This is a genomic window from Halomonas campaniensis, from assembly GCF_002211105.1.
Taxonomy (GTDB): domain Bacteria; phylum Pseudomonadota; class Gammaproteobacteria; order Pseudomonadales; family Halomonadaceae; genus Vreelandella; species Vreelandella campaniensis_A.
In genome coordinates, this window is record NZ_JPUA01000027.1 from 1 (window position 1) to 11,494 (window position 11,494).

The window sequence follows — 11,494 nt, forward strand, 5'->3', positions numbered from 1 at the left end:
GACGCCGCCGCTAATTCAGCATCCACGGCCAGCACGGCTGCTAATACGGCGACCACTAAAGCCGGTGAGGCGTCTGACTCAGCAGACTCCGCCGCTAGCTCAGCCTCAGCTGCCGCGCAGTCCGCAGCAGATGCGGAGCCGATCATTACCAGCTACACAGAATTCACTGAGTCAGCTCAGTGGGAGCCAGCACCTGGTGCGCGCTGGGTGTACGTGGAAGTCATCGGCGGTGGTGGTGCTGGTGGCGTAGCGAGCAGCGACTCGATAAGAGGTGGCGGTGGTGGTGGAGGCGCGTTCAACGCAGGTTTATTCCGCGCTGCCGATCTAGTGACACCGTTAAACATCATAGTGGGTGCCGGAGGCGCAGGTACCGACACTGCGGGAGGCACTGGCGGAAACGGAGGCGACTCCCAATTTGGTGGCTATTTGACTGCATCAGGTGGACTCGGTGGCACTGCTATTGGTGGCGGATCGGGTGGAGGCGGTGAACTCGGCACTTATAAAATTGGGCTCTCGACCATCATTCGACCTCAAGGGGGCTTCTGCTCCGGCGGCGGCGGATGTTCTTCTGAGATTGGAGCATCATGCATAAAAGGCGGTGGTGGCGGCGGCCCAGGTGGCGGCGGCACATCGGGGATTACGATAGTTAATGGGGGCGTGTCTCAAGACGGCGGCGACGGCGGTGCCGGTGGCATTGATACGGCGGGTTCGCCTGGTGAATTTCCAGGTGGCGGTGGCGGAGCCGGTTCAGGTGGCGCAGGTAACGAGAGCGGCGACGGCGGTGATGGCCGCGTATGCGTTTGGCAATATTAAGAGGGGTGAGATATGAAAGCCGTAATTATCGAAAACGATAGAGTCGTCAACATAGTCAACGTCAGTGACAGCTCGTTTGCTCAATCGCAGGGTTGGATTATTAGCGACGATGCGCGCATTGGCGACAGCTACGACGCTCAAACTGGTGAGTTTGTTTCGCCACCCGCACCGCCCGCTCCAGTGCCTGATTCTATACCCGCTTTAGAAGCGCTGTTGGCACTAGATAAAGCGGGCCTAGCAGAGGATTACGAAAGCTGGGCATCTGCCCCAGCCCGCACATTCTCAGAGCGTGCGTTTATCAACAAAGCGCAAAACTGGCGACGCAGTGACCCGACACTGAACTCTGCTGCACAGGCGCTGGGGTTATCATCTGAGCAAGTGGATCAGCTGTTTATTAATGCAGGGTTGCAAGCAACTGGAGTTCAAGCATGAAAATTTTCATCTTAAACCTCGTCCAACCGTTCAACCCTGGGCATGATGTCACGCAAGGCATGTTGATACGTGCAGAGTCAGAAGGCGACGCACGGGCTATGGCTGATCAAAAAACGTGTGCGGAGTACGAGAATAACGGCGATTGGCGCCCCAGGCGTCGCCCGTGGATCGATACGAGATTAACGTCGTGTGCAGAGATGACTAGCGAGGGCGCGGCAGGGATTATTATGGTTGATTATCAGGCGGGATGAGAAGAGGAGTGACCATCTCAGGTGCTGGAACACCGGCGCTGGTCACCAAACACCTGCAAGTCGGCTTTACTGCTAAGCTCTAGCTAGGGAGTAAGACCTGCCAAGGATGGCCTTTCGCTCTCTCCTTTAACTGGCAGTTAACCGGCGTTTAAACCCCTTTAATAGTATTCTCATACCAAGCGGCGCGGTTTCTCAAATTTCGCGACGCGCTACACAGGTGGCACCGCTCTCCATCAGCCCGCGGGTAAGGGCCTCTTCGGCGGCCAGGTGCAGATAGGTGAACAGCGTATGCTGTGGGGTGAGTCTCGCCACCTCGTCCGGCTGCGGCTCTTTCACCTTGAGGATCAGCTCGGCGTTGCGCCATAAAGCGTCCACATCTGCTTCTATTTGTGCGCCGGCAGCCTGGTAATCAGTATCCGCAAAGCCTGCGCCTTCGCCGGCACCGCTTTGAACGCTCACCTGATGACCGCGCCCGGTTAACTCCCGGGCGCCAGTCGGCGTTAGGGCCACGCGATATTCGTGATTTTTGATCTCTTTAGGGACGGCGATTTTCATTGGATTTTTCCTGTGTTTGTAAAGACCATTCTTGTTGATAAGCAAATTACAGCACAGCTAACGTTGACCACCACCCCAGAAACACAAAACAAAAAAAACGCCGGTTAAGGCGTTTTTTAGGAGAAAAATCTAGCGATTGCCGGTTCTACACGAAAAAATCAACTTCATTCTACGTCACTCCACAATAACAGCGCCGCCGTAAATACGCCGATACTCCTCTGGTAAGCGTTTGGGCCGCCCCGTTGAGAGTGCCACGCAGGCAAAACGGGTGCGGGCGTTAAGCAGCGTTTTAGCGTCTTCGGCACGCACCAGCTGAAAGCGACGGGTCAGACTGAAGCGCTCGTCACAATCGACAATCCAGGTCGCAAGCTGTAACGCATCGCCGGCAAAGGCAGGCGCCAGATAATCCAGCTCATGGCGGTGAACCACCATGGCACGGTCAAGCTCGCGGTAACGCTCGAGAGAGAGGCCGAGCGCCTCGGAGTGCGCCCAGCTAATCTGCTCAACCCAGCGTAGATATTCGCTGTTATTGACGTGCTGATAGGCATCAATCGCTTCATCAGCCACGCGGATATTGATCACAAAAGGCTCGGGTAGCGCCCACTCCATGGCGTTGGCTCCTCCGCTGATGGCTCAAAACGTGGTTAGTCGCGGAACACCCGCACACCCAGCGCTTTCAGATAAGATGTTTCGGGGATAGCCGGGTGCACCGGGTGATCTGGCCCTTGGTGACCTTGGAAAATCACCTGCCCATGGCGATCCTGGTGGCGAACCGCACCGCGCACCACATCCATTAGCCGCTCGGGCGCTAGGTGCATGGAGCAGGAGGCTGACAGCAACAGGCCATCGCGCCCCAACAAACGCATGGCTTCCCGATTCAAGCGCGCATAGGCACGCTCGCCGTTGGGGATATCCTTGCGCTTTTTGATGAATGCGGGAGGATCAAGAATAATCACATCGAACTCTTCGCCCTCCGCCTTCAGCGCCGCTAACGCTTCAAACGCATCTCCCTCACTCACCGCTACCTTCTCCTGCACGCCATTGAGCGCAGCGTTGCGGGCGACTTGCTCCAGCGCCGGGCCTGAAGAGTCAAGGCACATCACCTTTTTCGCGCCATGAACAGCCGCCTGTACGCCCCAACCGCCTACGTAGCTGAATACGTCCAGCACGCGCTTACCTTCCACATTGCGATTGATCCATTCGCGATTAACCCGGTGATCAAAGAACCAGCCGGTCTTCTGCCCATTAAGCACCGGTACCACAAAGCGGGCGCCGTTCTCTTCGAGCACTACCTCGTCAGGCAGTGTGCCTTTGACAACCTCAACGTGGGCCTCAAGACCTTCCTGACGACGACCACCCGTATCGTTTCGGAAAACAATCACTTCCGGCTTGATGACTTTTTCCAGCGCATCGACAATCTCATCCGCCAGCGCCTGCATACCCGCGGTATTGAGCTGCACGACGAGGACATCGCCAAAGCGATCAATCACCAAGCCTGGCAGCAGATCACCTTCGCCGTGGATCAAGCGATAGAACGGCTGGGCATAGAGGCGCTGGCGCAGTGCCAGCGCTTGATTAAAGCGGTGCACAAACAGCGAGCGATCCAAGCGCATTTCAGGGTCGCGGGACATGACCCGGGCAGCAATTAACGAATGAGGATTCACATACGCAACAGCCATCACTTTGCCATTGGAGGCTTCTACCAAAGCGGTTTCGCCTGCCGCAAAGTTTTTCAGCGGCGTCTCTTTGATATCCACTTCATTGGAGTAGATCCAGAGATGACCCGCTTTCAGGCGACGGTCAGCATTTTTATTCAGGCGCAGGCGTTGGGTCACAGCAATCTCCAAAAAACGTAAGCAAAGCAATACTTAAATAAAACAATAGCACTTATAGGTCGACATCAGCGCTGGCAGCCGGGGCAAAACACGCTGGCGCGCTGGCCAAGCGTAATGCGGCGAAGCTCAACGCCACAGCGCAAACAGGGCTGGCCGTGGCGGCCGTAAACATTCAAACGCTGGGCGAAATAACCGGGCTCGCCCTGGCCACTGACAAAGTCCCGCAGCGTGGTACCCCCTTGGGTAATTGCCGCCGCCAGCACCTCTTTAACAGCAAGGGCCAAGGCGTCGTAACGCGCACGGGAAACCCTTCCCGCCGCGCGGCGCGGGTCAATACCGGCCATAAACAGCGCTTCCGCCGCGTAGATATTCCCGGCGCCGACTACCACCTGGTTATCCATCAGAAACGGTTTTACCGCCACGCGCTTATTGCGTGAGAGCGTGTAGAGCCATTTGCCGTTAAACGCATCAGACAAGGGCTCGGGGCCCAAGTGAGCAAGCCGCTTATCCTGTGTTTCGTCTTCGGCCTGCCAATCCACAAAGCCAAACCGACGGGGGTCGTGATAGCGCAGTACATAGCCGCTGGCGGTGACCACATCCACGTGATCATGTTTTTTAGGCAAATCCCCTACCCGGGCAATCCGCAGGCTACCTGACATACCCAAGTGCCATAACAGCGTCGCGCCAACGTCACCTTTGCCCCCGTTAGCAGGCTGGACAGGAATCTGCAGGTATTTTGCCCGCCGCCTCAATACCCCTATGTGCGCGCCCACCAGCCGCTCGGCCAGGTCATCGGGCACAGGCACACGCAGCCGCGGCTGACGCACCAGCACTTCGGTAACTTCCTGGCCTTCAATATAAGGAGCAATTCCGCGGCGGGTGGTTTCAACTTCGGGCAGTTCGGGCATATTGAGGCATCGTACCGGCTTGTAATGACAGCCTTGTGAAGGTGGTTTAGCAAAGCTGCGATATGGGAAATGCATGCATGCAAAAACCCGGCTTGGGGCCGGGTTTTTGAACAGGCACTCGCCTGCAGTGGAAGCCGATCAACATCGCAAAAGCGATTACTTGATCTTAGCTTCCTTGTAGATCACGTGCTTACGGATGACCGGGTCGAATTTCTTGAATTCGAATTTATCCGGAGTGTTCCGCTTGTTCTTATCAGTGGTGTAGAAGTGGCCTGTACCGGCGCTAGACACCAACTTGATTTTATCGCGCATGGTTAAACTCTCCCAAAATGCTTGGCCGAAATGCTTGGCCCAAAATACCTGGCCCAAAGGGCTTAGTATAAAAAGCTGGCTTAGATAGCGTCGCCGCGCTTACGAATTTCAACCAAAACTGTGTCGATACCTTTCTTGTCAATGATGCGCATTCCCTTAGTGGAAACGCGCAGCTTGACGAAGCGGTTTTCAGACTCAACCCAAAAACGGTGAGTGTGCAGGTTTGGCAAGAAACGACGACGTGTCTTACGCTGGGAGTGTGAAACGTTATTTCCAGTTACCGGACGCTTGCCGGTAACCTGACATACTTTGGACATTAGAGCCTCCAACTGCTTGGCCAGGATATAATTACCTGAGTGTTCAAAACTGTCGGGCAAACCGGAGCAGGGAAGGTATCGGCGCCGTTAACCGCCAAGCTTTATCCAAATCCGTTATTCAACCCAAGTTTAAAGGTGGCACTTTATACCAGAGCGCCCGACTTGCAGCAAGCAAAACCCCCAAAAAAGGCTGAAAAAGCACTTTTTCGCTCATTCGACTTAGTCAATACGGCGTAGAGCAGAACCTATTGATGCTGCTTATAGCCAGCCGCGCTCGGCAAAAGAAACCACCTCTCCATCCCCCACCACGAAATGATCCAGCACGCGCACGTCAAAAAGGGCCAACGCATCTTTTAAGCGTGCAGTGATACGTCGATCAGCATCGCTTGGCTCTGCCACACCTGATGGGTGGTTGTGAGCCAGAATAACGGCGCCAGCGCTCAGTTCTAGCGCACGTTTGGCAACTTCGCGGGGGTATACAGATGCGCTGTCTAGGGTACCGCGAAACAGCGATTCATAGCGAATAATTCGGTGCTGGGTGTCCAAAAAAAGTACCGCAAACTCCTCATGCCCTAAATGGCGTAGCTGCGAACTCAAGTAGTGGCGCACCAGGGCAGGCGATGTCAGTGCATTGCCTCGCGCCAGTTGGCTGGCTAAATGGCGTCGCGATAACTCCAGCGTCGCCTGAAGTTGAGCGTACTTGGCGCTACCTAACCCCCGGGCAGTACAGAAGCTTTCTTGATCAGCCTCTAACAGTTGGCGCAAGCCGCCAAAACTGCTGAGTAGATCACGCGCTAAATCGACTGCCGAACGCCCCTGCACGCCAACGCGCAAAAAAATCGCCAGCAATTCAGCGTCGGAGAGCGCCTGGGCGCCGACGTTAAGTAACTTTTCCCGGGGCCGCTCACCTTCCGGCCAGTGATTGATTCCCATCGCACCTCACCCACGCTGCTCATCTAGGTTGATCGAAGCCAGCCTCAACACGCATCGCTTTATAGCAACAAGCCTCACTAAACCTAGCTTACCCTTGTTTGTGCTCAATATGCCAAATTGTTAGTGCCAGTGGTATGGTAAGCCTCCTTACGAACGCGGATAGGGATCGCTGACCATGGCCTCTGCTGTTAACTCGACAAGCGCCTCGACGCTGGCAGGCAAACGCATACTGCTCGGCGTCAGTGCGGGTATCGCTGCCTATAAAAGCGCGTTGATTGTGCGACTGCTCAAGCAGGTGGGCTGCGAGGTGCGCGTGGTTATGACCGACGGGGCTCAAGCCTTTATTACCCCACTCACGCTGCAGGCGCTCTCCGGTGAGCCCGTGCGCACCTCTTTACTCGACCCCGAAGCTGAGGCGGGGATGGGGCATATTGAGCTGGCCCGCTGGGCGGATGTCGTGCTGATCGCTCCGGCGACTGCCGATCTTATCGCTCGTTTGGTGCACGGTATGGCCGACAATCTGCTCACTACGCTCTGCTTGGCCTCAGAAGCGCCCAAATTGATTGCCCCAGCGATGAACCAGGCGATGTGGCGCCACCCCGCCACCCAACGCAACGTAGCGCAGCTTGAGCATGATGGCTGGCAACTGATCGGCCCCGCCGCCGGTGACCAGGCCTGTGGCGATGTGGGGCCGGGGCGCATGAGCGAGCCTGAAGAGATTTTTAGCGCAGTTACGGCGCTGCTTGCAGCCCCTATCACCACAGCGCCTCACTCACATGCCCCTCATATTGTGATTACCGCTGGCCCTACCCGTGAGCCACTGGATCCCGTGCGCTACATCTCCAATCACAGCTCTGGGAAAATGGGCTTTTCCCTGGCCGCAGCGGCAGTGAAGGAAGGGGCCAAGGTAACGCTGATTAGCGGGCCGGTTAACCTACCCACTCCCCAGGGCGTCACACGGATTGACGTTGAGTCAGCCGAGCAGATGCACGCTGAAGCTCAGCGGCTAGCGCCTGAAGCGGCGCTGTTTATCGGCTGCGCGGCTGTTGCCGACTATCGCGCGGCAACCCCTGCCGAGCATAAGCTCAAAAAGCAGGAGGATAGCGACACACTTACCCTGACCCTGGTTAAAAACCCCGATATTATCGCTGGCGTTGCGGCGCTGCCCGCAAAACAGCGCCCGCTGGTGGTCGGCTTCGCCGCCGAAACCCAGGAGGTTGAGCGCTACGCACGGGATAAACTACAGCGCAAAGGACTGGATATGATCGTCGCCAACGACGTCTCCCAGGCTGGCCTAGGCTTTGGCAGCGACCAAAACGCCGCCTGGCTACTCTGGCGCACTCCTCAAGGCGTCGAGAGCCGCTCAGAAGTTGCACAGCCGAAGACCCAGCTGGCCACCACCATTATCCGTCAAGCGCTCGCATTGCTACCCACAACACCCCCTACACAAACACCTGGAGAGCCCTCATGAGTGCCCGTCCCCGCCTGCAGTGCAAAGTATTAGATGAGCGTTTGCACGATTACATGCCGCACTATGCCACCGAGGGCTCGGCAGGAATGGATCTGCGCGCCCTGCTGGATGAGCCGTTACTATTAGCGCCCGGCGATTGCCAGCTCGTACGCACCGGCATTGCCATCTATATTGAAGATCCGGGTTTGGCGGGCATGATCCTGCCGCGCTCCGGTTTGGGGCATAAACATGGCATCGTGCTGGGCAATTTAGTCGGTTTAATCGACTCAGATTACCAGGGCGAGCTGATGATTTCGGTCTGGAACCGTGGTCAAAGTACGTTTACGCTAGCTCCTTTCGACCGACTGGCACAGTACGTGCTTGTGCCAGTGGTACAAGCCGAACTCTCCCTGGTGGACGCTTTTGAAGACTCCTCCCGGGGCAGCGGCGGATTTGGCAGCACTGGCAGTCAGTAACCAATGATCACGCCTATTTAGGAAGCCTTGTTAAGGCAACGTCTGTTAGCTGGGAAGCCCTATGAACGCACAGCCTGTACCCGCTTCGATTTTTCGCGCCTACGATATTCGCGGCATCGTTGACGAAACGCTCACTGAAGAGACGGTAGAAATGATCGGGCGCGCGGTGGGCTCTGAAGCCGCGGAGCGGGGCGAATCCAGCGTGGTGGTCGCACGCGATGGCCGCCTTTCCGGCGCCCGGCTGCAATCGGCACTGATGCGGGGCCTGGCCGCCGCTGGGTGCGACGTCATCGACATCGGCATGGTGCCCACCCCGGTGCTCTATTTCGCCACCCATATACTGGATGGCACCCAATCGGGCGTCATGGTCACCGGTAGCCATAACCCGCCTGACTATAACGGCTTTAAAATCGTGCTGGGCGGCGAGACGCTCTCCGGCGATGCCATCACGGCGCTTTTCGAGCGTATTCAGTCCGGGGCGCTGGCAACTGGACAAGGCAGCATAAGCCAGCAGGATGTCCGTGAGCGCTATTTAACGCGCATTTTAGGCGACGTTAAGATCCATCGAGCGATTAAAGCCGTGGTCGACTGTGGTAATGGCGTTGCCGGAGAGCTGGGCCCCCAGCTGCTGGCACGATTAGGTATCGAGACCATCCCGCTGTTTGCGGAAATAGATGGCCATTTTCCCCACCACCACCCCGATCCTGGCAAGCCGGAAAATATGCAGGATCTGATCCGCACCGTTCATGAAACTGGGGCCGATATTGGCCTTGCCTTCGATGGAGATGGCGACCGCCTGGGCGTGGTGACGCCCTCAGGCAAGTTGATCTATCCCGACCACCTGCTAATGGTGTTTGCCACCGATATGCTCGCGCGCCAGCCCGGAGCCAAGGTCATTTTTGACATCAAGTGCACGGGCAATCTGGTCAAAGTGATCAGCGAGGCCGGCGGCGAACCCGAAATGTGGCGTACCGGGCATTCGATGATCAAGGCGCGTATGCAGGCGACCGGCGCACAGCTGGGTGGTGAAATGAGCGGGCACATTTTTTTCAAAGAGCGCTGGTACGGTTTTGACGATGGCCTCTATGCCGCTGCTCGGCTGGTAGAGATTCTCGCCAACCAAACCGACGATGCCGATACGTTTTTTGCCCACTTCCCCCAGGACGTTGCGACCCCGGAAATTAATATTGCGGTTAGCGACGATAACAAATTTTCTCTGATGGATAAGCTTGCTCGCGAGGGCGACTTCGGCGAAGGTATCAAAACAACTTTGGACGGTATCCGCGTTGACTACCAGGATGGCTGGGGGCTGTGTCGCGCCTCCAACACCACGCCTGCCCTGGTGATGCGTTTTGAAGGTAAAGACGATGCCGCGCTAGCACGTATCAAGGCCGTTTTTAACGACGCGCTTCGGCACGTCGCGCCAGACATCGAGCTACCCCACTGACCCGGCAACTCAGTGGATAGCTCGCCAAACAGTTCGGCGCTGAAGGGATCGCGACCACCTAGAAAGCGTGACCCTCATCACTTAATCAACATAAACGTTAGCAGCACAATAAACGTTCGCAAGGGACAACCTCATGAGTTCAGCCAGTCGCGACCCCAAGGTCGTTGTGGAGGTGCTTTCCGAAGCCCTCCCGTATATCCAGCAGTTCTCCGGCAAAACCGTGGTGGTCAAATACGGCGGTAACGCCATGACCGAAAGCACCCTGATCGACTCCTTTGCCCGCGACATCGTGCTAATGAAGGAAGTCGGTATCAATCCGGTGGTCGTGCACGGCGGCGGACCACAGATCGGTGATCTGCTCAAAAAGCTCAACATCGAGTCGCGCTTCGTCAACGGCATGCGGGTCACCGACTCGCAAACCATGGACGTGGTCGAGATGGTGTTAGGTGGCTTGGTCAACAAAAGCATCGTCAACCTGATCAATCAAAGCGGCGGTAAAGCGATTGGCCTGACTGGTAAAGATGGCTCACAAATTCGAGCCCGGCAGCTCAAGGTTGAGCACCAGAGCCCCGAAATGACGGCGCCCGAGATTATCGATATTGGCCACGTGGGCGAAGTGGAGTCGATCTCAACCGAGCTTATCGAGATGCTGGCGGCGCGTGATTTTATCCCGGTGATTGCCCCCATTGGTGTCGACGCCGCAGGCCACAGCTACAACATCAATGCGGATCTGGTGGCCGGTAAGATTGCCGAAGCGCTCAATGCAGAGAAGCTGATGCTGCTCACCAATGTGGCAGGGTTAATGAATACCGAAGGCGAAGTCCTCACCGGTCTAAGCACCGCTCAGGTGGATGACCTCATCGCCGATGGCACGATTTATGGTGGCATGCTGCCTAAAATCCGCTGTGCACTGGATGCAGTGAAGGGCGGCGTGAACAGCTCGCACATTATTGATGGCCGAGTCCCCCACGCGGTGTTGTTGGAAATTTTCACCAACGCTGGGGTCGGTACTCAAATCAAGGACGCGAGCTAACCGCGACGGAGGCCACATTATGAGCGAAGATCAAAAACCACGCCGCCGCGAGCAGATTCTTCAGGCCCTGGCACTAATGCTCGAGGAAGATAGCGGCAAGCGCATCACTACCGCCGCCCTTGCTCGCCAGGTCGGCGTTTCAGAAGCGGCGCTCTACCGCCACTTTCCCAGTAAAGCGCGTATGTTCGAGGGGCTGATCGACTTTATTGAAGAGAGTATTTTTGCCCGCATCACGCGCATTTTAGAAGACGTTCCTGACGCTACCACCCGCTGTGGCACCATACTGGCGCTACTGCTGGGCTTTGCTGAAAAAAACCCTGGCCTCGCCCGAGTAATGGGCGGCGACGTACTCACCGGCGAAACCGCCCGGCTACGTCAGCGGGTCAATCAGTTGTTCGAGCGACTGGAGACGCAGCTTAAGCAGATTCTGCGCGAAGCCGAACTGCGTGAAGGCCTGCGCCCCACGATTCCCGCTTCTGCCGCTGCCAATTTGCTGGCGGCCCAGGCGGAGGGGCGCATTTCACAGTATGTGCGTAGCGATTTTAAACGCCTGCCCACTGAACACTGGGAAGATCAGTGGTCGCTACTGTCCGCCCACTTACTGCGCACCACCACTCAGCCAGCTTAGGCTAGCGTGATGGCTGCACAAAAAACCGGCCCCTTTAATGAACTGCACCCCAAAAGTTGGACGCTCATCCAACGATTGGGGTGTTTTTCATGACGAAACATAAT

12 protein-coding genes and 2 pseudogenes are annotated in these 11,494 nt (G+C 56.6%); 7 read left to right on the forward strand and 7 right to left on the reverse strand.

What is annotated here, in order from left to right; genetic code table 11:
* Positions 1–813 (forward strand): annotated as a pseudogene (locus tag JI62_RS23085) (hypothetical protein); the annotation flags it as partial.
* A gap of 12 nt (positions 814–825) precedes the next feature.
* Positions 826–1,245, forward strand: coding sequence for a hypothetical protein (locus tag JI62_RS10185; RefSeq protein WP_088700058.1), 420 nt, complete (start codon positions 826–828; stop codon positions 1,243–1,245).
* 446 nt (positions 1,246–1,691) lie between these two features.
* Here JI62_RS10185 and JI62_RS10195 read toward each other — a convergent pair.
* The 7 genes and pseudogenes from JI62_RS10195 to radC form a co-directional block, all read right to left on the reverse strand.
* A pseudogene (locus JI62_RS10195) lies at positions 1,692–2,051 on the reverse strand (alanine dehydrogenase); the annotation flags it as partial.
* Between the two features lie 174 nt (positions 2,052–2,225).
* Complete coding sequence (locus JI62_RS10200) at positions 2,226–2,660, reverse strand: acyl-CoA thioesterase (RefSeq protein ID WP_088700060.1); 435 nt, start codon at positions 2,658–2,660, stop codon at positions 2,226–2,228.
* A gap of 35 nt (positions 2,661–2,695) precedes the next feature.
* Entirely contained in the window at positions 2,696–3,886 is a 1,191-nt protein-coding gene (locus tag JI62_RS10205) for a class I SAM-dependent rRNA methyltransferase (RefSeq protein ID WP_088700061.1), read from the reverse strand.
* A 65-nt stretch (positions 3,887–3,951) separates the two neighbouring features.
* Positions 3,952–4,794 (reverse strand): bifunctional DNA-formamidopyrimidine glycosylase/DNA-(apurinic or apyrimidinic site) lyase, encoded by an 843-nt coding sequence (gene mutM, locus JI62_RS10210; protein WP_088700062.1) that lies wholly within the window; start codon positions 4,792–4,794, stop codon positions 3,952–3,954.
* 156 nt (positions 4,795–4,950) lie between these two features.
* On the reverse strand, positions 4,951–5,106 hold the full coding sequence (gene rpmG / locus JI62_RS10215; protein WP_022520204.1) for a 50S ribosomal protein L33: 156 nt from the start codon (positions 5,104–5,106) through the stop codon (positions 4,951–4,953).
* An 80-nt stretch (positions 5,107–5,186) separates the two neighbouring features.
* A complete protein-coding gene (gene rpmB, locus JI62_RS10220) occupies positions 5,187–5,423 on the reverse strand; it encodes a 50S ribosomal protein L28 (RefSeq protein WP_064236003.1) in 237 nt (78 codons plus the stop codon).
* 258 nt (positions 5,424–5,681) lie between these two features.
* On the reverse strand, positions 5,682–6,356 hold the full coding sequence (gene radC, locus JI62_RS10225; RefSeq protein ID WP_088700063.1) for a RadC family protein: 675 nt from the start codon (positions 6,354–6,356) through the stop codon (positions 5,682–5,684).
* Positions 6,357–6,531: 175 nt separating this feature from the next.
* Here radC and coaBC point away from each other — a divergent pair, with 175 nt between their 5' ends.
* The 5 genes from coaBC to slmA all read left to right on the forward strand — a co-directional run bounded on the left by coaBC (position 6,532) and on the right by slmA (position 11,390).
* A complete protein-coding gene (coaBC, locus tag JI62_RS10230; RefSeq protein ID WP_088700064.1) occupies positions 6,532–7,827 on the forward strand; it encodes a bifunctional phosphopantothenoylcysteine decarboxylase/phosphopantothenate--cysteine ligase CoaBC in 1,296 nt (431 codons plus the stop codon).
* Positions 7,824–8,282, forward strand: a complete 459-nt coding sequence (gene dut / locus JI62_RS10235; RefSeq protein ID WP_088700065.1) for a dUTP diphosphatase — start codon at positions 7,824–7,826, stop codon at positions 8,280–8,282. Before coaBC ends, dut begins: the two co-directional genes overlap by 4 nt.
* Before the next feature lie 61 nt (positions 8,283–8,343).
* Complete coding sequence (locus tag JI62_RS10240; protein ID WP_088700066.1) at positions 8,344–9,729, forward strand: phosphomannomutase/phosphoglucomutase; 1,386 nt, start codon at positions 8,344–8,346, stop codon at positions 9,727–9,729.
* 133 nt (positions 9,730–9,862) lie between these two features.
* Positions 9,863–10,762 carry an acetylglutamate kinase gene (gene argB, locus JI62_RS10245; RefSeq protein WP_088700067.1) on the forward strand — a complete coding sequence of 300 codons (900 nt, stop codon included), beginning with the start codon at positions 9,863–9,865 and terminating at the stop codon, positions 10,760–10,762.
* 19 nt (positions 10,763–10,781) lie between these two features.
* The gene (slmA, locus tag JI62_RS10250; RefSeq protein ID WP_088700068.1) at positions 10,782–11,390 is read left to right on the forward strand and encodes a nucleoid occlusion factor SlmA; all 609 of its coding nucleotides are present in this window, start codon (positions 10,782–10,784) and stop codon (positions 11,388–11,390) included.
* Positions 11,391–11,494: the final 104 nt, after the last annotated feature.